The following is a 20,191-nucleotide window of genomic DNA, read 5'->3' on the forward strand; positions in this document are numbered from 1 at the left end:
GGCTACTTCTCCTGCTGCTCGAGTTCGGGGCGGCCGGGCTGCTCGCCGCCGCGCTCCTTGATGTACGTCTCGGTGGGCACCATCACCTTGCGGCGGAAGACGCAGACGAGCGTGCCGTCCTGCTTGTAGCCCTTGGTCTCGACGTACACGATCCCGCGGTCGCTCTTCGACTTCGAGGGCGTCTTGTCCAGGACGGTCGTCTCGCCGTAGATCGTGTCGCCGTGGAAGGTCGGCGCGACGTGCTTGAGCGACTCGACCTCCAGGTTGGCGATCGCCTTGCCCGACACGTCCGGGACCGACATCCCGAGCAGCAGGGAGTAGATGTAGTTCCCGACGACGACGTTCTTGCCGAAGTCCGTCGTCTTCTCCGCATAGTTGCTGTCCATGTGGAGCGGGTGGTGGTTCATCGTCAGCAGGCAGAAGAGGTGGTCGTCGTACTCCGTGACCGTCTTCCCGGGCCAGTGCTTGTAGACGTCCCCGACGGTGAACTCTTCGTAGGTGCGGCCGAATTGCATGGTGCTTACGCCTCCGGGGCCTCGAACTTGCTGGTGCGCTGCATGCCGGCGGCCCGGCCCTTGCCGGAGATGACCAGGGCCATCTTGCGGCTGGCCTCGTCGATCATCTCGTCGCCGAGCATCGCCGAGCCCTTCTTGCCGCCCGCCTCGGACGTGCAGTACTCGTACGCGTCGAGGATCAGCTCGGCGTGGTCGTAGTCCTCCTGCGAGGGCGAGAAGACCTCGTTGGCCGCGTCGACCTGGCCGGGGTGCAGCACCCACTTGCCGTCGAAGCCCAGGGCGGCGGCGCGGCCCGCGACCTCGCGGAAGCCGTCCACGTTCTTGATCTGGAGGTAGGGGCCGTCGATCGCCTGGAGGTCGTTCGCGCGGGCCGCCATCAGGATCTTCATCAGGATGTAGTGGTAGGCGTCCGCGCCGTAGCCGGGCGGCTGCTCGCCGACGACCAGGGACTTCATGTTGATGGAGGCCATGAAGTCGGCCGGGCCGAAGATGATCGTCTCGGTGCGCGGGGACGCCTCGGCGATCGCGTTCACGTTGTTCAGGCCCTGCGCGTTCTCGATCTGCGCCTCGATGCCGATCTTGCCGACCTCGAAGCCCATCGTCTTCTCGATCTGCGTGAGCAGCAGGTCCAGGGCGACGACCTGGTCGGCCGTCTGGACCTTCGGCAGCATGATGCAGTCGAGGTTCTGGCCGGCGCCCTCCACGACGGTCACGACGTCGCGGTAGGTCCACTCGGTCGTCCAGTCGTTGACCCGCACGACGCGCGTCTTGCCCGTCCAGTCACCCTCGTTGAGGAACTTGACGATGGTGTGCCGGGCCTCCGGCTTGGCCAGCGGGGCGCAGGCGTCCTCCAGGTCCAGGAAGACCTGGTCGGCGGCCAGGCCCTGGGCCTTCTCCAGGAAGCGCGGATTGCTGCCCGGGACGGCGAGACAGGAACGGCGCGGCCGAAGGCGGTTGACGGAGCTGGTCATGCGGGGACCTCCAACGGGTCGAGGTTGTTCGCTTTCCGGATCTCGTCGACGATACGGCCGATGATCTCCGTGATGCCGAAGTCCTTGGGGGTGAAGACGGCGGCCACACCCGCCCGCTTCAGGTCCTCGGCGTCTGCATTCGGAATGATGCCTCCGACGATCACCGGGATGTCGGGGGCGCCCGCCTCGCGCAGCCGGTCGAGGACGTCCGGCACCAGCTCGGCGTGCGACCCGGACAGGATCGACAGGCCGACGCAGTGCACGTCCTCGGCGAGCGCGGCGGACACGATCTGCTCGGGAGTGAGCCGGATGCCCTGGTAGACCACCTCGAACCCGGCGTCGCGGGCCCGCACGGCGATCTGCTCGGCGCCGTTCGAGTGGCCGTCCAGGCCCGGCTTGCCGACCAGCAGACGCAGCCGGCCGCCGAGTTCGTCACCGGTGCGGCGGACCTTCTCGCGGACGAGGGCGAGCGGCGTGCCCTCCTCGGCGGTCACCGCGACCGGCGCCGACGAGACGCCCGTGGGCGCCCGGAACTCGCCGAACACCTCGCGCAGCGCCTCCGACCACTCGCCGGTCGTGACGCCGGCGCGGGCGCACTCGAGGGTGGCCTCCATGAGGTTCTCGGTGCCCGCGGCGGCCTCCTTGAGGCGCTCCAGGGCCTGGCCGGTGGTCGGGTAGTGGAACGGGTCGCCCATGCCCTGCCGGTCGCTCGACTCCTGGCGCGTGGTGCGCCAGTCGCCGATGGCCCCGACGACCTTCGCCTCGACCTGGTGGTCCACCGTCATGATCGCGGCGTCCAGGTCGGCGGTGAGCGGGTTCGGCTCGGTCGACTCGTAGATGTTCACGCCGACGATCTTCTCGTCGCCGCCCTCGATCCGGGCGCGGCGCTCGGCGTGCGAGGAGACGAGCTGCGACTTGAGGTAGCCGGACTCGACGGCGGCCATCGCGCCGCCCATCTCCTGGATCCGGTCGATCTCCGCGAGGGAATCGGCGACGAGCTCGTCGACCTTCTTCTCGATGACGTGCGAGCCCGCGAAGATGTCCTCGTACTCCAGCAGGTCGCTCTCGTGCGCCAGGACCTGCTGGATGCGCAGTGACCACTGCTGGTCCCAGGGGCGGGGCAGGCCCAACGCCTCGTTCCAGGCGGGCAGTTGGACGGCCCGGGCGCGCGCGTCCTTCGACAGCGTCACGGCCAGCATCTCCAGCACGATCCGCTGGACGTTGTTCTCCGGCTGCGCCTCGGTCAGGCCGAGCGAGTTCACCTGCACGCCGTACCGGAAACGGCGCTGCTTCGGGTTCTCGATGCCGTACCGCTCGCGCGTGATCTGATCCCAGATCCGCCCGAACGCCCGCATCTTGCACATCTCCTCGATGAAGCGGACACCCGCGTTCACGAAGAAGGAGATGCGGGCCACGACGTCCCCGAACTTCTCGGCGGGGACCTGCCCTGAGTCGCGTACGGCATCGAGAACCGCGATGGCGGTGGACATCGCGTACGCGATCTCCTGGACCGGAGTGGCCCCCGCCTCCTGAAGGTGGTACGAGCAGATGTTGATCGGGTTCCACTTGGGGATGTGGGACACCGTGTAGGCGATCATGTCGGTCGTCAGACGCAGCGAGGGGCCCGGCGGGAAGACGTGCGTCCCCCGCGACAGGTACTCCTTCACGATGTCGTTCTGCGTCGTGCCCTGGAGCGTCGCGATGTCCGCGCCCTGCTCCTCCGCGACGACCTGGTAGAGCGCCAGAAGCCACATGGCGGTGGCGTTGATGGTCATCGAGGTGTTCATCTGCTCCAGGGGGATGTCCTGGAACAGGCGCCGCATGTCACCGAGATGGGAGACGGGGACGCCGACCCGGCCGACCTCGCCGCGGGCGAGGACGTGGTCGGGGTCGTACCCGGTCTGGGTCGGCAGGTCGAAGGCGACCGACAGGCCCGTCTGCCCCTTGGCGAGGTTGCGCCGGTACAGCTCGTTGGACGCCTCCGCCGTGGAGTGACCGGCGTAGGTCCGCATCAGCCACGGCCGGTCCTTCTGACGCTCAGTCATGAGCCGCTGCTCCTCTGGGTGTTCAGACGTTGCGGAAGCGGTTGATGGCGTCGATGTGCTGGGCGCGCTTCTCGTGGTCGCGCACGCCCAGGCCCTCCTCGGGGGCGAGCGCGAGGACGCCGACCTTGCCCTGGTGGAGGTTGCGGTGCACGTCGTAGGCCGCCTGCCCGGTGTCCTCCAGGGAGTAGACCTTGGAGAGCGTCGGGTGGATCTTGCCCTTGGCGATCAGGCGGTTGGCCTCCCACGCCTCGCGGTAGTTGGCGAAGTGCGAGCCGATGATGCGCTTCAGCGACATCCACAGGTAGCGGTTGTCGTACTCGTGCATGTAGCCCGAGGTCGAGGCGCAGGTGGTGATGGTGCCGCCCTTGCGGGTGACGTAGACCGAGGCGCCGAAGGTCTCGCGGCCGGGGTGCTCGAAGACGATGTCGATGTCCTCGCCGCCGGTGAACTCGCGGATGCGCTTGCCGAAGCGCTTCCACTCCTTGGGGTCCTGGGTGCGCTCGTCCTTCCAGAACTTGTAGCCCTCGGCGTTGCGGTCGATGACCGCTTCGGCGCCCATGGACCGGCAGATGTCGGCCTTCTCGGGGGAGGAGACGACACAGATCGGGTTGGCGCCGCCGGCCAGCGCGAACTGCGTGGCGTACGAGCCGAGGCCGCCGGAGGCGCCCCAGATGAGGACGTTGTCGCCCTGCTTCATGCCGGCGCCGTTGCGCGAGACCAGCTGGCGGTAGGCGGTGGAGTTCACCAGACCGGGAGCGGCGGCCTCCTCCCAGCTGAGGTGGTCCGGCTTCGGCATCAGCTGGTTGGACTTGACGAGCGCGATCTCGGCGAGGCCGCCGAAGTTCGTCTCGAAGCCCCAGATGCGCTGCTCGGGGTCGAGCATCGTGTCGTTGTGGCCGTCGCTCGACTCCAGCTCGACGCTGAGGCAGTGCGCGACGACCTCGTCGCCCGGGTTCCAGGCGTTCACGCCGGGGCCGGTGCGCAGCACGACGCCCGCCAGGTCGGAGCCGATGATGTGGTACGGCAGGTCGTGGCGCTTGGTCAGCTCGCTGAGCCGGCCGTAGCGCTCCAGGAACCCGAAGGTCGACAGCGGCTCGAAGATCGAGGTCCAGACCGAGTTGTAGTTGACCGAGGAGGCCATCACGGCCACCAGGGCCTCGCCCGGACCGAGCTCGGGCACCGGCACGTCGTCCAGGTGGATCGACTTGCGGGGGTCCTTCTCGCGGGACTCGAGCCCCGCGAACATCTCCGTCTCGTCCTTGTGCACGGTGATCGCGCGGTACGAGTCGGGGAGCGGCAGGGCGGCGAAGTCGGCAGACGTGGCGGTCTGCGACTGGATCGCGTCCAGGATGTCCTTCACGGTGGTGCCTCCGGCGGTGAGCGTCTGAGGGGAACGCTGAGTCGGGTGTGGCTGCAGGGAACTGAGGGGTGTGCCGTCGGTTCGGCGGATGGTGCTGTGGCAGCGCTTGGTGTGGCGCGGAAGGTTGCCTGTGACGCAGGCGTCCGGGCGCACGGGTCACGGTCTGTCGTGGCTCGTGGGGACAGCCGGCGTACGGAAGTTCTCTGCACGCCGGCCGCCCGGACACCTTCAACGTATGGCACACCGTGACAGCTGGCAAGGCACTGCGTGCCATTGGTTGCGCTCAGATGAAATCTTTACGGTTCAGGCGAGCGATGATCGATCATCCGTGGTCAGGGAGGGGTTTCGACCGTCACAAGGGATCGATGATCGATCACGGGGGTCGGTGAGCGGGTGGGGCGGGGCAGGAGAAGGGCGCTTGACGTGGCACGCAGTGCCACGTCAAGCGCCCGGGTGTGAACCGTTCTCAGGTCTGTACGAGTGAGAAGTCGTCCACCGTCACGTTCCCCACCGCCGGGAGGGACAGGCCGAAACTGATCGCCGTGCTGCCCGACGGGACGGCCGGCGTCGTGAACACCGCGTGCTGCCAGACCGACGGCGACGGTGCGTACGCCGGTGAGCCCGTCCAGTACGCCCAGGCGCCGCCGGTGCCCCGCAGGGCCACGCTGATCTTCACCGGGGCGCCGGCCGGCCAGCTGCCCTTGAACCACAGGCCGAGCGTGTAGCTGCGGCCCGCGGTGACGGCCGGGGCGCAGGCGCCGGTGTCCTGACGGGTGACGAGCTTGCGGTCGCCGTCCGTGTAGGAGGTGACGTCGACTCTCTGCGCGCGTGAGCCGGTGCGGGCGTCCGTCGTGTACGTCCAGGAGTACGTGTTGGTGCCGTAGCCGCCCAGCTGGAAGCAGGTCGGCACGCCGCCCGACGACGCCTCCAGGGAGGCGTTCTGGAGCGTCGAGGTGGGGGCCGGACCCGGGACGCCGGGCCGCAGCGGACCGCCGACCACGGCGTCGACCGTGGCGACCGCCGTGCCGCGGGCGGCGAGCCAGTCCAGGAAGGCGTCCAGGAGTGCGGGCGTCGTCGCATAGGTGGGCTCGCAGCCGTTGCACACGTGATGGAGGACGATCGGCACCCAGCCGCCACCGTTCGCCTCCGCCCGGGTCACGTAACCCTGCAGCGTGGCCAAGCTGGTCGAGGTGGTCACCGAGTCGTTCGTGCGGACCGCGTACGGGTTCGGGGGCGGGACCGCGTTCGCGTACGGACACCCGCCGCACGACCCAGGAGTGACCAGGCCGCCCACGTCGCGCGCCGAGTTGTAGCCGCAGTCGGCGACGTAGCCCTGGGTGGCCGCCGTGTCGGCGCCGAAGGGGTAGGCGAAGTTCTTGACGCTCAGACCGAGCTTCAGCAGGGCCACCCGGTCGTTGCAGATCTCGCGGCGCTGGTCGTCGGGGCTCAGGTCCGGCAGCCGGGCGTGGGTGGCGGTGTGCCCGCCGATCTCCTGTCCGCCGGCCGCGAGTTGCTTCACCTGAGCGGCTGTCAGATGCCCGGCGTCACCGAGGCGGTCGCTGTTCACGTAGAACGTGGCCTTCATGCCGTGGTCGTCGAGGATCGGCTTCACGGTGGTGAAGTGGTCGGCGGTCCCGTCGTCGAACGTGAGTGAGACGGTCACCGGCCCCGGGGCCGCGTGGGCGGCGGTGGCCGCGGGGACCAGGACGGCCGCGAGAGCGGCCAGGACGGCGAGTGCGGCGAGCTTGGCCCGCGCGGGTAAGTGTCGTCTTGTCATGGCGAGTTGGACCTCTTCTCCGGATGTGTTCGATGGGGTGGGACGGGTGAGGACGGCGCTGCCGGACGGCGCGGGGCCCCGGCGGACGGCCTACCGGCCGCCCCACGCCACGAAGCCTGCGAACAGGAACTCCGTGTTGTCGCCCCGGATGCCGACCGCCCCGGGCCGCGCCAGCTCCCCGGGCTCGTCGTCCACGACGTCGAGCACACGGCGGCCCGCCAGATCGAGGGTGAGGCGGACGCGGCCGTCGGCGAGGGTGCCGGCCGAGGTGCTCACCGGGTACCAACTCCCCATCGGGGCAGGCGCACGGGCGTGCGCCAGCGTGACGTACGTGCCGCCGTTCGACGTGCCGCCCCGCGTCTTGCGCTTCACCGCGACCTCGCCGTCCCGGCGTGCCACGCTCACCGCGTACGTCTCCTGCTCGCTGTGGAAGCGCAGCCAGATGTGCACCCCGTCGTACCGCCGCGACGGGGTGCGCCCCGTCGTCACCATCCGCTGCACGCGCAGCCGCAGCCGCACCGTCGTCCGCCCGAAGTCCCTTCTGCGGCTGGCGAGCCGGAACACCGCCGAGTCCGTGCCGGTGGCCGAGCGGGCGTCCGGGCCGTCGCCGTCGGGCACGCCGGTCCAGCCCGCGCCGTCCCTGCCGAACAGCGAGCCGCTCGTCATGGTCCAGTCGGGGGAGTGGCGGACGTGCGCCCGGTTGGGGTGCCAGTACGCGAACTCATTGGTGACCAGGCCCTGTTGGGGGAAGCGGGGGCGGAACGCCCCGTCCCCGGTGTCGCCGCCGGACAGACCGAACGCCATCAGCAGGGCCGCGATCAGTGCGAGCGCCGCCGCGATCAGCGCCCACCGCCGCGGGCCCCAACGGCGTACCAGCGGCAGCACCCTCATGGTGTGCCCCCGCCGGGCCCGGTCAGCGACGCCGCGTCGAACCCGGGCCACGGCTGCAGCGGCGACCCCCGGTACGCGCTCAGCGCGATGCCGCCCGTGCCGCCGTACGCCGGGACCTCCAGGGCGGACGTGCCGGCCACCCGCACCAGCGTGACGTCGGGCCGCACCGTGATGGTCACGGTCCGCCGGTCCGCCCGCGCGAGCTTGCGCGACGTCACCCGCCCCACCCCGGGGTCCGGTCCCGTCAGCACCGATACCCAGCCCTTCGACATCCGGACGGTGAGCTGTTCGCGGGCGCCGCGCCGCACGGTCACACTGGCGTGCAGCCCTCGCTCGGTCAGTCCGGTGACCGTCGTGCGCAGCGTGTAGTCCGTCCACCTCCTGCTGTGCCGGGGGTCGTACGCGGCGTACGACCATCCGCGGGTGCCGACCGGCTGCACCCGGCCCCCGCCGACCACGACCGCGGAACGCGTCCAGCCCGCGCCGTGCGGCTTCCGCTCCAGCCACGGCCCGACGCCGTCGAAGGGGCGGGCCCGGGTCGTCGCGGCCCGGTCAGAGGCGAGTCGCACCCGGCCGACCGCGGGCCAGTCCGGCACGCCCCGCCGGGACAGGATGAGGGCGATGCCGCCGGTGCCGCGGGCCCCGTACGCGTGCTGCGTGGACACCTGCACCGTCCCGTCCACGGTCACCGTCGTGCGGGCCCCGGCCGCGCGCACCCGCACCGTGTGCCGGGCGCCGGGCAGCAGCTGACGCTCCGCCACCACTGACTGTCCGAGCACCAGTTGGAGCCTGTCGTACGAGACGCGCGCCGCCACCTGCGCGGGCGAACCCACCCGGGCGGACACGCTGACGCCGCCACCGCGCGGATCGAGCGCCCGTACGTCGGCGGTCACCGTGTAGTGGTCCCAGTCGGCGGACCCGTACGGCGCGTAGGCCGCGTACCGGTAGGGGCCACTGCGCGGGTGGGGGCCCTTGCCGGTGAGGAAGCGCAGGTCGGTCAGGGGCTTCCAGTCGTTGCCCGTCCAGCGCTGCGGCGCCCGCAGCGGATCCCCGGTCGCGGGCACCGGCGTACGGGCCGTGACCTGCCGCAGCAGCGCATCCGCTGTGGTGTCCGCGAAGACCTCGAGGCGCTGGTACTGCTGGGCGACCGTGGAGCGCCGGCCGACCGGCTGCGCGGTGCCCGTCTTGTCCGAGAGGGCCGCGACGAAGAGGCGGTTGAGCAGATCGTGGACGTAGGCGGAGGCATGGTCGCCGGGGCGCGCGTTCTCCGAGAACGGGTACGCGAACAGCCGCGGCGTCGCCAGCCCGTGCTCCCTGAACTCCTTCAGGGACGTGTCGAGGTCCGCGCGCACCCGCTGCTCGTAGCGCGCCTGCGACTCCGGCCGCCCGGTGGAGGCCAGGTAGCGGCGGTTGATCAGCAGCGAGCCGGTCTCGCCGTCCGGGCCCGTGCGGCTGCGGGTGTGCAGGTCATGGGTGTGGTTCTGGAAGTCCCAGCGGCCGGAGTTGTCCATCCGGTCGATCTCCTGCCAGGACAGGTAGTAGGGCCGCTTCACCGAGACCTTGCCGGTGATCAGGAACGACACGGCGTGCATGCGGTGGCGGGCCAGGATGCGGTCCGCGTAGGTCCACAGGCCGTGCGTGCCGTCGTCGAAGGTGAGCAGGACCGAGCGCTGCGGCACCGGGCCGCCGAGCAGGTACCTCACGAACTCGTCGACGGTGAGCGTGCGGTAGCCGGCCGCCGACAGGGCCGCCATCTGCCGTTCGAAGGCCTGGGGGCCGACGACGTACTTGCTCGGACTGCCCTTCGCGATGTCGTGGTAGGTGAGCACGACGGGCGCGGCCCGCTCGGGCAGCCCGGCCGCCATGCCCCGCCAGCGCTCCCGTGCCGCCCCGTCGACCGGAGCGGCCGGGGTGTCCTCCTGCCGCGTCACGAACCGCTGGTCCTGGTACAGCCGCCAGGCCACCAGGAACGGCACGGCCAGCACGACCACGGTGAGCAGCGTCAGGACGACCCGCACCCCGCGCCGTGCGACCCGCACCGTCCACCGGGGCCGCACCCGCGTCACAGTGAAGACCATGGCGGCCAGCTCCCCCGGGTGAGGACCAGCAGGTACACGAACACGACGAGCGCCGCCGTGAGCAGCGCGGCCGTGATCCGGCCCGCCCCGCGCACCGGCTGCCTCATGACCGACTCCTCGACCACACGCCGCGCCGGATCGTGAGCAGCGAGTACGGCAGCAGCCACGACAGCAGCAGCGACGACAGCAGGCTCATCAGCGGCCGGCAGCGCCAGTTCGCGTCCCCCGGGTTGTCGACCTTGAAGGCGAGCCCCCAGACCGTGCCCTTGAGGATGATCCCCGCGAGATACAGGCCGGTCAGGAACCACAGCCCGTGGTACGGCGCCCAGACCAGGTGGCGTACGGCCATCAGGGGCGCGCACAGCACCCACAGCACGTGCCCGTAGAAGAGGACGGCGGGTCCGAGTCCCCTGCGCCACATGAATGTCCCGGTGAAAAAGAGATTACGGATGAAACTCTTCTTCCAGCGCACTTGCTGCCGCATGAAGGGCCGAAATCGTGCGGGTACCGTCGTCCACACTCTCGCCGATTGCACATAGCCGATGCGCCACGGCAGTTCGGGGTGGTCGGCTTCTTTGACGAAGGGCGAGTCCGAATATCGCTTCTTCAATTTCCGGCCTTTCCAGCACTGTCCGAGAACATATCCCGTCAGTTGTCGGTCGGTGGCGAAGCGGAATTCGCCGCCGAGAAACCGGTCGCCCGCCCACGCGGGCAGATAGTTGTAGATGGCGTCGCGGCGGAACACGGCGAGCGGTCCCGACACGCACGACACCGAGCCGAAGGTGGCCTCCGCCGCCTTCGCGACTCTGAACTGCCCCTCGTACCAGACGTCTTGCGTGCGGGAGAGCAGTGAGTCGTCGGGGTTGAGGGCGCGGGCGTGGCCGCTGACCGCGCCCAGCTCCGGGTGGTGCACCAGCGCCGTGACGCAGCGCTGCAGGGCGTCGGGCGCCAGCAGGCAGTCGGAGTCGGTGAACGCGATGACCTCGCCCGTGGCCTGCTCGGCGGCCTTCACCAGAGCGTGCTTCTTGCCGACGTTCTCCTCCAAGTAGAGGACCTTCAGCGGTAGTTCGCGCTCCAGCCGGCCCAGGATCGCGCGCGTGCCGTCCTCGGACGCGTCGTCCACGACGACGACTTCCAGATCCGGGTAGTCGCTTCCGGCCATCGAGCGCACGCACTCCTCGATGCCCTCCTCCTCGTCCTTCACGGCCACCAGAAAGCTGACCCGCGGGACGTCGGGCAGCGCGGGGAACCGGTCGAGGCGGCGGGGGCGGTGGTGCAGGATGCGCACCGACGGGTCGTCGTAGCGGCTGTAGGCGATGAACAGCATCGCGATCGTCACCGACAGGACCGTGAACCCGTAGCCGAGCAGCAGCGGTGCCTGCACCAGGCGCGGCGCCTCGCGCGCCAGCACGAGCAGCAGCGGCAGCAGCACGATCACCACGACGAGCCGCCGTGCCGCGTGCCGCACGCCCGGGTCCATCCGGTCCGCGAAGCGGACCAGGCGGCCGCGCGGACCGGCGTCCCGGAACCGCCCGGGGCGCGGCGGGGCGAGGGTGAGGGGTGCGGTCACGGGCGGCGGGGGCGCCGCCCACGGATCGGGGAGGGGCTCCGTCTCCAGGCTCATACGACCGCCCTGCGCTTGAAGTCCTGCAGCCGGTACGTGGTGTCCAGGACCGGCACCCGGTCGGGGATCCACGACAGGTCCTGAAGCGGCTGCACGGAGTGGATCAGGACCAGGTCCCAGGGCAGTTCGCGGGGGTTCGTCACCGCCTTCAACGGCTGCCCCTCGACGGTCAGTTCGGGCACCAGTGGATCCGCGTACGCCACCTCGGCGCCGGCCGTGCGCAGCCCGGCCAGGATCTCCACCGACGGCGACTCGCGCACATCGGCGACCCCGGGCTTGTAGGCGACGCCCACGATCAGGATCCGGGCCCCGCGCAGCGCCGTCCCGGCGTCGGCGAGGACCTCGCGGGCCCGCCGTACCACCTGGTGGGGGCGGGTCGCGATGGCGGTCATCGCGGTGTCGATCAGCGGCGAGGCGACCCGCCGCTCACGCAGCTGCCACAGCAGGTAGTGCGGGTCGCACGGAATGCAGTGCCCGCCGACGCCGGGCCCCGGGAAGAACGGCATGAACCCGTACGGCTTCGTCGCCGCGGCCTCGATGACCTCGATGGCCTCCAGGCCCAACTCCCCGCAGATGGTGGCGAATTCATTGGCCAGGGCGATGTTCACCGCCCGGAAGGTGTTCTCCAGGAGCTTGGTCATCTCCGCCGCCTCCGGCGAGAGGACCTCGTGCACCCGGGCACCGGTGCGCCGCAGCATGTCCGCCGCGCGCCGGGTGCACTCCGGGCTCACCCCGCCGATCACCCGGGGTGTGGTGTCCTGCGTGTGCGCGGCGTTGCCCGGGTCGATCCGCTCCGGCGCGTACGCCACGCACACGTCCTGCGGCACGGCCAGGCCCCGCTCGGCGAGCGGGCGGAGCAGCAGGTCGCGGGTGGTGCCCACATAGCTGGTCGAGGTCAGGACGATGGCCTGCCCCGGCACGGCCTGCTCGACCGCGGAGCGGCACGCGCCCTCCAGGGCCCGCAGGTCCGGCACGAGATGGTCGTCGACCGGCGTCGGTACGCAGATCAACACGGTTTCGGCGGCCCGCAGTTCGTTCGGATCCGACGTCAACAAGAAGCGCTGGCTGGGTAGTTGACGGCGCAGGCGCGCATGGTCGGTGGGCAGCAGATCCACGTCGTACGCGCGGATCGCGGCGAGCCGTCGCTCGTCGACGTCGACGCCGATCACCCGCACCCCGGAGTCGAGCAGGGCGAGCGCGGTCGGCAGGCCGACATATCCAAGTCCGATGATGCCTACGACCGGCGTCGCGGCATGCGTGAATAACTCTTCTGAAGCACCCACTGGAAATCCCCCTGATCCCCGGTCCCCCGATATCCGGTCTCCCCCCTGGATCGCGGATATGGACGCCGCGGACGCGGAATCGGTCGGATTGGCACAAGGCGTCAGCATGCCACGGGGTTCAGTGCACCGGGGAGATACCGAATAGGTTCGTACAGCTGCGGTGGATGGGGTGGACAATCAGTCGGGCACGCAGGGCGAACCACCGCACTGCATGTGGCCGGTCATCGGTCCTGGAAGTCCTGCCTGCCGGTTGCGAATTTCCGGCTACCGGCTATGGGGCGAGGGAACTGGTTACCGATTCACCGATTCCTGAGGGCTTCCTCGATCGTCCGCATCACTTCCGCCAGCGGCGCGTCCGTGCGGGCCACGGTCACCAGCACCTCATCGGTGTGCGACACCTGCGCGGCGGGGGCCGGTGCGGCGGGCGTGCGGCCCGCACCGATGCCGGTGCCGAACGTGCGCCGCACGATGGCGAAGGCGTGGTCCAGCTGGCTCTCCACATCGCCCTGGCCGCCGGCCCGCAGCCAGCGTCGCAGCACGTGGTTGTGGGCGGTCACGACGGCGGACGCGGCGACCTCGGCGAGCAGCGGGTCGTCGTTGCCGTCGTGGTGGGCCTGCTCGTCGAAGTGGCCCAGGAGGTAGCGGGTGAAGAGGCGCTCGTAGCGGGAGACCGAGGCGATCTCGGCCTGGCGCAGCGTCGGCACCTCGCGGGTGAGCTGGTAGCGCGCCACGGCCACCGAGGGCGAGCCCGCGTACATCTTCATGACTTCCTTGATGCCGCGGCACACCGTGTCCAGCGGGTGCTCGAGCGGCGGCGCCGCGTTCAGCACGGCCTCGGCGCGCACCAGGGTGTCGTCGTGGTCCGGGAAGATCGCCTCTTCCTTGGAGCGGAAGTGCCGGAAGAAGGTGCGGCGGGCGACGCCGGCCCGCGCGGCGATCTCGTCGACCGTCGTCGCCTCGTACCCCTTCGTGGCGAACAGCTCCATCGCCGCGGCCGCGAGCTCGCGGCGCATCTTGAGCCGCTGGGCCGCGGCACGGCTGCTCGCGGCGCTCTCGGGCGCGTCCGAGGAGGCACCGGAGGCGCCGGTCGTGGCGGGTGTACGGGAGGACTGGTCGGCCTGGGAAGCGGGCGTCATGCCCCGAACGTACTGCATGTACGTTCCAAGTCGCTCCCCGGTAAGCGGGCCGCCCGATGCTCCGAGCAGCCCGCCCCAGCCGGCTCCGGCCTCCGTACCCGGCTCAGCGCCGGGCATATTCGCGGAAGCCACGGCCCGTCTTGCGGCCGAGGCAGCCCGCGGCCACCAGGTGTTCGAGCAGCGGTGCCGGTGCGAGGCCCGGGTCGCGGAACTCACGGTGCAGCACCTTCTCGATGGCGAGGGAGACGTCCAGGCCCACCACGTCGAGGAGTTCGAACGGGCCCATCGGATAGCCGCCGCCGAGCTTCATCGCGGCGTCGATGTCATCGAGCGACGCGTAGTGCTCCTGGACCATCTTGACCGCGTTGTTCAGGTACGGGAACAGCAACGCGTTCACGATGAACCCGGCGCGGTCCCCGCAGTCGACCGGGTGCTTGCGCACCGTGAGGGTCAGATCGCGGACGGTGGCGTGCACGTCGTCGGAGGTCAGCACGGTCCGCACGACCTCGACGAGCTTCATCGCCGGGGCCGGGTTGAAGAAGTGCATCCCGATGACGTCCTGCGGCCGCGAGGTGGCGCGGGCGCAGGCGACGACGGGCAGCGAGGACGTGGTCGTCGCCAGGATCGCGCCCGGCTTGCAGATCTTGTCGAACGTCGCGAAGAGCTGCTGCTTGATCTCCAGGTCCTCGGCGACGGCCTCCAGGGCGAGGTCGACGTCGGCGAAGGCGTCGTACGAACCGGCCGGGGTGATCAGGGCCAGCGCGGCCTCGGCGGCCTCCGCCTTCATCCGGCCCTTGTCGACAGAACGCTGGAGCGACGTGCCGATACGGGCCTTGGCCTTCTGCGCCTTCTCCTCGCTGCGGGCCGCGAGCACGACCTGGTAGCCGGCCTTCGCGAAGACCTCGGCGATCCCGGAGGCCATGGTCCCCGAGCCCGCGACACCCACCGAGCGGACGGTGCGCAGCGGGGCGGCGAGGGCGTCGGCCAGCGGCGTCAGCGCGTCCCGCACCACCACGGAACTGCCCGGCGCCTCGTACGAGTAGAAGCCGCGGCCCGCCTTGCGCCCGGTCAGGCCCGCCTCGCTGAGCTGCTTGAGGATCGGGGCGGGGGCGTGCAGGCGGTCGTGCGACTCGGCGTACATGGCGTCGAGGACGGTGCGGGCCGTGTCGATGCCGATCAGGTCGAGCAGGGCGAGCGGCCCCATGGGCAGCCCGCAGCCCAGCTTCATCGCGGCGTCGATGTCCTCGCGCGAGGCGTACTTGGCCTCGTACATGGCGGCGGCCTGGTTCAGGTAGCCGAAGAGCAGGCCGTCGGCGACGAATCCGGGCCGGTCGCCGACCGCGACGGGCTCCTTGCCCAGCTCGATCGCGAGATCGGTGACGGCGGCGACGGCGGTCGGCGCGGTCAGCACGCTGGAGACGACCTCGACGAGCTTCATCGCCGGGGCCGGGTTGAAGAAGTGCAGTCCGAGGACGCGCTCGGGCCGTGCCGAGTCGGCGGCGAGCCGGGTCACGGACAGCGCGTTGGTGCCGGTCGCGAGGACGGTCCCGGGCCGCACGATGTCGTCCAGGGCACGGAAGATCTGCTGCTTGATCTCGTACGACTCCGGGGCGACCTCGATCACGAGGTCCGCGTCGGCCGCGGCCTGCAGGTCCGTGAACGTACGGAACCGGGCCAGCAGGTCGGCCCGCTGCTGTTCGGTGAGGTGCTCGCGGCGCACCGCACGCGCCGTCGAGGCCTCCAGGGACGCGACGGCCTGCGCGGTGGCGACCTCGCTGATGTCGATGCCGATGACCTCGCGGCCGGCGCGGGCGAGCACTTCGGCGATGCCGGTGCCCATCGTGCCGAGGCCGACGACGGCGACGGTGGTGAGAGAGGAAGCAGGCGACGACGACGGCGACGGGGACAGGGGAGCGTCCATCCGGGGACTCCAGGAAGTGAGGGTGACGACCGAGGAGCGCACGCGAGGACCCGGGTATGCCGACGGGCCCGTGGCGTACGGGAATTGAGCGCGCTGCGCTGATGGTGAATCGACCGGCCCTGTCCCAAGCCGTGTCGTACCGAACCGACTGACACTCCGGGCGGCTGCGTCACCAGGCCACCGGGAGCTGTGCTGCGGGAGTATGTCCCGCTCACCTGAGCTTAACCGCCGGGTAACGAGCGCGCCAGCCCTTGTCGTTGGCCAGTCTCTGTGATCTACGTCGCCGCAGGCCCGGCGCGTCTACCCTCGACGTCATGGACGAAGAGTCGCGAACGGTGACGGAACGCATCCGGAAGGAATCCGGCGGGACGCCCGCCTTCGAGAAGCTCGCGGCGACGGACGACCGCGATGATCTGGCGGCCGTGCTGACGGCTCCGGAACAGCCCCTGTGGGCCCGCGAGTTGGCCGCGTACCGGCTCGGCCTGGCGGGGGACCGCCGGGCCTTCGAGTCCCTCGTCCTCCTCCTCAACCACCGGGACCCGGAGCGCTGCGCGGCGGCGGCCCGGGCCCTGGCCGCCCTGAACGACCCCCGGACCGCCCGTGCCGCGGCGGCCCTGGCCACGAACGAACTGCGCGTCGCGTACGCCCTCCACCCGGTCCGCCTGCTCACCCAGCTCAGGGCGCCCGAATCGGCGCCGGCCCTGATCGAGACGCTGCGCCGCCGACTGGCCCCCCACGACCCGTACCGCAAGGTGGCGCTCGCCTGCGTCGAGGGCCTCGGCAGCCTCGCGGACCCCCGCGCCCGCGAGGTCCTCACGGACGCGTGCGCCCACCCACGCCTCGCGATGGCGGCCTCGGCGGCCCTGGCGAGGCTGCCGGAACCGTGAATGCGGATGTGGCGGGGCGAAGGTGCAGCGCCCCTCAGGGGCGCGGGGAACTGCGCGAGCAACCACGACGTGCCCGCACGCGGGAACTACCGATGTGTCAACGGCGAGAATCCGGAACCCGGCAGGCCCGCGGAGCGCGGCGCGTACAACTCGGCCTCGCCGGGCGGTAGGTCGCGGTCGCGGGACGGTCCGTGGCAGGCCCAGCCGATCACCGATCCCGACCGCTCCGCGACCAGATCGCCGCCCCGGCCGAACACTTCGCGCCGGCGCGCGGCGTCCCGGGCCACGCTCATCGCATCGAGGTACGTCTGCGGCATCAGTCCGGCGTACGCGAACTGCCAGCCCCGCACCCGCACTTCGGCCACCGCGTCGCAGTCGTCGAGCGTCATCGGCCGGATCAGCAGCGGCGCCGCCGACGTCACCGCGGCACCACCGCGAACGCCTCGATCTCCATCAGGAACTCGGGGCCCACCAGGGCCGCCACCTGGACCGCCGACGCCGCCGGCAGCCGGGCCGGGTCGAGGAACTCGTCGCGGACCGTCCGGACCGCGGGCATCCAGGCCATGTCCGTCACGTAGTACGTCAGCTTCACGACGTCGTCGAACCCGGCCCCGGCGGACGCGAGGCAGCGCCGCAGGTTCTCGAACACCTGGCGCGCCTGCGCGTACGGGTCGCCGCGGCCGACCAGCGCGCCCTTCTCGTCGAGCGCGAGCTGGCCGGACACGGCGATCAGCCGGCCCGTGCCCATGACCACGTGGGTGTACGCCGTGGCCGGTGCCACGCCGTCGGGGGCCGGTATGTGGGTGAGGTGAGTCGTCATGCGGTCATCCTCACCCACCCCCGTACCGCACCGGGGATCAGCCCCTGTACCCCAGGAGGCCGTGCAGCTCGGTGCCGTCGGAGGGACCCGTGGACGCCTTCGTCGTCAGCGGCTTCGGGTCGGGCAGCTTGGCGCAGACCGCGTCGATCTCGCCACCGCTGCGCGGCACGTCGCCGGACGCCAGATAGGCCGACAGGTACCGGTCCAGGCAGGCGTTGCCGCTGAGCGTGATGCCGTGGTTGCCGCCGCCCTGCTCGACGACCAGGCTCGAACCGCGCAGCAGCCGGTGGACCGCGGCGCCGCCCTCGTACGGGGTCGCCGCGTCGTCGGTGGCCTGGAACAGCAGCACCGGCGGGACGGCGGAGTTGGCGACGTCCGTCGGGTGCAGGGACCTCGTCGGCCAGAACGCGCACGGCGCGTTGTACCAGGCGTTGTTCCACGTGGAGAACGGCGCCTTCTCGTGCGCCCGCCAGTTGTCGTCGCGCCACTGGTTCCAGTCGCGCGGCCAGTGCGCGTCACGGCACTGGACGGCGGCGTAGACGCTGTACCCGTTGTCGCCGGCGGCGTCGACCGCGGCGAAGGTCTCGTACGCCTCGACGAGCGGATCGGCGTCCTTGTCGTTCACGTAGGCCGCGAACGCCTCGGCCAGGTGCGGCCAGTAGCCGTTGTAGTAGCCGCCGGGCAGGAACGTGTCCTCCAGTTCCGCGGCCCCGACCTTCTTCCCCGCGGGCTTCTTCGCGAGCGCGTCCCGCATCCGGTACCACGCGGCCTCGACCTTCGCGGGGTCCTTGCCGAGCCGGTACGTCGCGTCGTGCTTCGCCGCCCAGGCCAGGAACGCCTGGTGGCGGGCGTTGAAGGCGTAGTCCTGCCCCATGTTGTCCTGGTACCAGACGCCGGTCGGGTCGACGATCGAGTCCAGGACGAAGCGCCGCACCCGCTCGGGGAAGTACTTCGCGTAGACCGCGCCCAGGTACGTGCCGTAGGAGTAGCCGAAGTAGTTCAGCCGCTTCGCGCCGAGCGCCGCGCGGATCGCGTCCATGTCGCGGACCGCGCTGACCGTGTCGATGTACGGCAGGAGGTCCGCGTACTTGTCGGCGCAGCTCTGCGCGAACGCGGCCGCCCGCTTCAGGTTGGCGTCCTCGATCGCCCCGGAGGAGGGGACGCTCGGCGGGCGCACCGGCGTGAAGTGGCCGGGCCTGCAGTCCAGGGCGGGGCGGCTCGCGCCGACACCGCGCGGGTCGAAGCCGATCACGTCGTACTGCGCCGCGACCTTCGCCGGCAGGCTCGACGCGACGAACCCGGCGAGGGTGAGCCCGCTGCCGCCGGGGCCGCCGGGGTTCACCAGGAGCGGGCCCTGGGACGTCTTCGCCGTGTGCGGGACGCGGGAGAGGGCGAGCGTGATCTGCCGGCCGTGCGGTGCGGCGTGGTCGAGCGGCACTTTCAGCGACCCGCACTGCAGCGTCGGGTAGTCCTTCGTGCCGCACTTCTTCCAGGAAACGGCCGTGTGCGCGGCCGGGCGGGCCGGCCCGGCGTCGGCGCCCACGGCCGGGGCGGTCACGACGGTGCCTGCGGCCAGGGCGGCGATGCCGCACAGGGCTACGGCGCGTTTCTTCATGAGGCCTCCCAGGACGGAGGGGGGTTCGGGGCCGTGAGTCCACGGCCCCCGGCCGCATCGTCCCCGAAACCCTGCCCGGAAGAATCCGTTCTGCCGGAAGTTGACCCGATTGTGCGCAACGGCCGTTCAGAGCAGGGACAGCTGGGTCGGCCCGGGTTCGGCCGGCTCGGGGGCGGCCGCCCGGACCCGGCGCGCGGCGCCCGCCCGGGAGGGCCCGATCCCGAACTCCTCGGCCAGCTCGTGCACCTGCCGGGTCACCCGCCGCTGGTACCACTTCGGGGCGTAGGCGCCCTCCGCGTACAGCCGCTCGTAGCGCCGCACCAGATACGGGTGGTGCCGGCCGAGCCACGTCATGAACCACTCGCGGGCCCCCGGCCGCAGGTGCAGCACCAGCGGTGTCACCGACGTCGCGCCGGCCCTGGCCACCGCCCGCACCGTGGCCCGCAGCTGGTCCGGGTGGTCGCCGAGGAACGGGATCACCGGCGCCATCAGGACCCCGCAGCCGATCCCCGCGTCGGTCAGCGCCCGGACGACGTCGAGCCGCCGCTCGGGCGCGGGGGTGCCCGGCTCGACGGTGCGCCACAGCTCCTGGTCCACGAAGCCGACCGAGACCGAGATGCCGACGTCCGTCACGTCGGCCGCCTGGCGCAGCAGCGGCAGGTCGCGCAGGATCAGCGTGCCCTTCGTCAGGATGCTGAACGGGTTCGCGTGGTCGCGCAGCGCATCGATGATGCCGGGCATCAACCGGTAGCGCCCCTCGGCCCGTTGGTAGCAGTCCACGTTCGTGCCCATCGCGATGTGGTCGCCGTGCCAGCGGCGCGAGGCGAGGTGGCCGCGCAGCAGCTGCGGCGCGTTCACCTTCACCACGATCTGGCTGTCGAAGCCGAGGCCCGTGTCGAGGTCGAGGTAGCTGTGGGTGTTGCGGGCGAAGCAGTAGACGCACGCGTGGGTGCAGCCCCGGTACGGGTTGACGGTCCACTCGAACGGCATCCGGGACGCCCCGGGCACCCGGTTCACGATCGACCGGGCCCGGATCTCGTGGAACGTCACTCCGGCGAACTCGGGGGTGTCGACGGTGCGGCGGACCACCGCGTCCGCGCCGAACAGCGCGGCGTCGGGCGCCCGGCCGTGGTCGGCCCTGTCGTCCGTGGGGCCCGTCGGGTCCGTGAGGTTCTCCCAGCGCATGACGCCTCCTCGGTAGCACTGGCCACACAATAGAACACATGTTCCCTTGATCGTGCGGGCCGTCCGGTGATGCCCGCCAGGAC

The 20,191-nt window shown here is 71.1% G+C and carries 17 protein-coding genes; 1 reads left to right on the top strand and 16 read right to left on the bottom strand.

The window, feature by feature from the left end; genetic code table 11:
- Window positions 1-2: 2 nt before the first annotated feature.
- The 12 genes from RBJ77_RS59250 to RBJ77_RS59305 form a co-directional block, all read right to left on the bottom strand.
- Window positions 3-515, bottom strand: a complete 513-nt coding sequence (locus tag RBJ77_RS59250; protein ID WP_372352498.1) for a MaoC family dehydratase — start codon at window positions 513-515, stop codon at window positions 3-5.
- A gap of 5 nt (window positions 516-520) precedes the next feature.
- Entirely contained in the window at window positions 521-1,486 is a 966-nt protein-coding gene (locus tag RBJ77_RS59255; RefSeq protein WP_372352499.1) for a CoA ester lyase, read from the bottom strand.
- Complete coding sequence (locus RBJ77_RS59260) at window positions 1,483-3,531, bottom strand: protein meaA (RefSeq protein ID WP_372352500.1); 2,049 nt, start codon at window positions 3,529-3,531, stop codon at window positions 1,483-1,485. The genes RBJ77_RS59255 and RBJ77_RS59260 overlap by 4 nt, the downstream gene beginning before the upstream one ends.
- Window positions 3,532-3,553: 22 nt before the next feature.
- Complete coding sequence (ccrA, locus tag RBJ77_RS59265; RefSeq protein WP_255976908.1) at window positions 3,554-4,891, bottom strand: crotonyl-CoA carboxylase/reductase; 1,338 nt, start codon at window positions 4,889-4,891, stop codon at window positions 3,554-3,556.
- Between the two features lie 466 nt (window positions 4,892-5,357).
- A complete protein-coding gene (locus tag RBJ77_RS59270; protein WP_372352501.1) occupies window positions 5,358-6,668 on the bottom strand; it encodes a polysaccharide deacetylase family protein in 1,311 nt (436 codons plus the stop codon).
- A gap of 90 nt (window positions 6,669-6,758) precedes the next feature.
- On the bottom strand, window positions 6,759-7,559 hold the full coding sequence (locus RBJ77_RS59275) for a hypothetical protein (RefSeq protein ID WP_372352502.1): 801 nt from the start codon (window positions 7,557-7,559) through the stop codon (window positions 6,759-6,761).
- A complete protein-coding gene (locus RBJ77_RS59280) occupies window positions 7,556-9,637 on the bottom strand; it encodes a polysaccharide deacetylase family protein (RefSeq protein ID WP_372352503.1) in 2,082 nt (693 codons plus the stop codon). The genes RBJ77_RS59275 and RBJ77_RS59280 overlap by 4 nt, the downstream gene beginning before the upstream one ends.
- Window positions 9,622-9,744 carry a hypothetical protein gene (locus RBJ77_RS59285; RefSeq protein ID WP_372352504.1) on the bottom strand — a complete coding sequence of 41 codons (123 nt, stop codon included), beginning with the start codon at window positions 9,742-9,744 and terminating at the stop codon, window positions 9,622-9,624. The genes RBJ77_RS59280 and RBJ77_RS59285 overlap by 16 nt, the downstream gene beginning before the upstream one ends.
- Window positions 9,741-11,261, bottom strand: coding sequence for a glycosyltransferase (locus RBJ77_RS59290; protein WP_372352505.1), 1,521 nt, complete (start codon window positions 11,259-11,261; stop codon window positions 9,741-9,743). Before RBJ77_RS59290 ends, RBJ77_RS59285 begins: the two co-directional genes overlap by 4 nt.
- A complete protein-coding gene (locus RBJ77_RS59295) occupies window positions 11,258-12,544 on the bottom strand; it encodes a nucleotide sugar dehydrogenase (RefSeq protein WP_372352506.1) in 1,287 nt (428 codons plus the stop codon). Before RBJ77_RS59295 ends, RBJ77_RS59290 begins: the two co-directional genes overlap by 4 nt.
- Window positions 12,545-12,843: 299 nt before the next feature.
- On the bottom strand, window positions 12,844-13,698 hold the full coding sequence (locus RBJ77_RS59300) for a TetR/AcrR family transcriptional regulator (protein WP_372352507.1): 855 nt from the start codon (window positions 13,696-13,698) through the stop codon (window positions 12,844-12,846).
- 85 nt (window positions 13,699-13,783) lie between these two features.
- Complete coding sequence (locus RBJ77_RS59305) at window positions 13,784-15,601, bottom strand: 3-hydroxyacyl-CoA dehydrogenase family protein (RefSeq protein ID WP_372352508.1); 1,818 nt, start codon at window positions 15,599-15,601, stop codon at window positions 13,784-13,786.
- A gap of 314 nt (window positions 15,602-15,915) precedes the next feature.
- On the opposite strand from RBJ77_RS59305, the gene RBJ77_RS59310 reads away from it, so the two are divergent.
- Window positions 15,916-16,488: an adenylosuccinate lyase gene (locus tag RBJ77_RS59310; RefSeq protein ID WP_372352509.1), complete on the top strand. Its 573-nt coding sequence runs from the start codon at window positions 15,916-15,918 to the stop codon at window positions 16,486-16,488.
- A gap of 86 nt (window positions 16,489-16,574) precedes the next feature.
- On the opposite strand, the gene RBJ77_RS59315 is transcribed toward RBJ77_RS59310, so the two are convergent.
- The 4 genes from RBJ77_RS59315 to RBJ77_RS59330 all read right to left on the bottom strand — a co-directional run bounded on the left by RBJ77_RS59315 (window position 16,575) and on the right by RBJ77_RS59330 (window position 20,108).
- Window positions 16,575-16,910 (bottom strand): N-acetyltransferase family protein, encoded by a 336-nt coding sequence (locus RBJ77_RS59315; RefSeq protein ID WP_372352510.1) that lies wholly within the window; start codon window positions 16,908-16,910, stop codon window positions 16,575-16,577.
- Window positions 16,907-17,308 carry a RidA family protein gene (locus tag RBJ77_RS59320; protein ID WP_372352511.1) on the bottom strand — a complete coding sequence of 134 codons (402 nt, stop codon included), beginning with the start codon at window positions 17,306-17,308 and terminating at the stop codon, window positions 16,907-16,909. Before RBJ77_RS59320 ends, RBJ77_RS59315 begins: the two co-directional genes overlap by 4 nt.
- 37 nt (window positions 17,309-17,345) lie before the next feature.
- Complete coding sequence (locus tag RBJ77_RS59325; RefSeq protein ID WP_372352512.1) at window positions 17,346-18,923, bottom strand: alpha/beta hydrolase; 1,578 nt, start codon at window positions 18,921-18,923, stop codon at window positions 17,346-17,348.
- 126 nt (window positions 18,924-19,049) lie between these two features.
- Entirely contained in the window at window positions 19,050-20,108 is a 1,059-nt protein-coding gene (locus RBJ77_RS59330) for an Rv2578c family radical SAM protein (protein ID WP_372352513.1), read from the bottom strand.
- Window positions 20,109-20,191: the final 83 nt, after the last annotated feature.

Source organism: Streptomyces sp. KL116D, from assembly GCF_030766975.1.
Lineage (GTDB): Bacteria > Actinomycetota > Actinomycetes > Streptomycetales > Streptomycetaceae > Streptomyces > Streptomyces longispororuber_A.

Excerpts from the sequence above, each read along its gene's own strand:
- RBJ77_RS59275 (WP_372352502.1), bottom strand. The coding sequence starts at position 7,559 with ATGAGGGTGCTGCCGCTGGTACGCCGTTGGGGCCCGCGGCGGTGGGCG.
- RBJ77_RS59285 (WP_372352504.1), bottom strand. The coding sequence starts at position 9,744 with ATGAGGCAGCCGGTGCGCGGGGCGGGCCGGATCACGGCCGCGCTGCTC.
- RBJ77_RS59280 (WP_372352503.1), bottom strand. The coding sequence starts at position 9,637 with ATGGTCTTCACTGTGACGCGGGTGCGGCCCCGGTGGACGGTGCGGGTC.
- RBJ77_RS59305 (WP_372352508.1), bottom strand. The coding sequence starts at position 15,601 with ATGGACGCTCCCCTGTCCCCGTCGCCGTCGTCGTCGCCTGCTTCCTCT.
- RBJ77_RS59255 (WP_372352499.1), bottom strand. The coding sequence starts at position 1,486 with ATGACCAGCTCCGTCAACCGCCTTCGGCCGCGCCGTTCCTGTCTCGCC.
- RBJ77_RS59325 (WP_372352512.1), bottom strand. The coding sequence starts at position 18,923 with ATGAAGAAACGCGCCGTAGCCCTGTGCGGCATCGCCGCCCTGGCCGCA.
- RBJ77_RS59310 (WP_372352509.1), top strand. The coding sequence starts at position 15,916 with ATGGACGAAGAGTCGCGAACGGTGACGGAACGCATCCGGAAGGAATCC.
- RBJ77_RS59320 (WP_372352511.1), bottom strand. The coding sequence starts at position 17,308 with ATGACGACTCACCTCACCCACATACCGGCCCCCGACGGCGTGGCACCG.
- RBJ77_RS59290 (WP_372352505.1), bottom strand. The coding sequence starts at position 11,261 with ATGAGCCTGGAGACGGAGCCCCTCCCCGATCCGTGGGCGGCGCCCCCG.
- RBJ77_RS59300 (WP_372352507.1), bottom strand. The coding sequence starts at position 13,698 with ATGCAGTACGTTCGGGGCATGACGCCCGCTTCCCAGGCCGACCAGTCC.
- RBJ77_RS59330 (WP_372352513.1), bottom strand. The coding sequence starts at position 20,108 with ATGCGCTGGGAGAACCTCACGGACCCGACGGGCCCCACGGACGACAGG.
- RBJ77_RS59270 (WP_372352501.1), bottom strand. The coding sequence starts at position 6,668 with ATGACAAGACGACACTTACCCGCGCGGGCCAAGCTCGCCGCACTCGCC.
- RBJ77_RS59250 (WP_372352498.1), bottom strand. The coding sequence starts at position 515 with ATGCAATTCGGCCGCACCTACGAAGAGTTCACCGTCGGGGACGTCTAC.
- RBJ77_RS59260 (WP_372352500.1), bottom strand. The coding sequence starts at position 3,531 with ATGACTGAGCGTCAGAAGGACCGGCCGTGGCTGATGCGGACCTACGCC.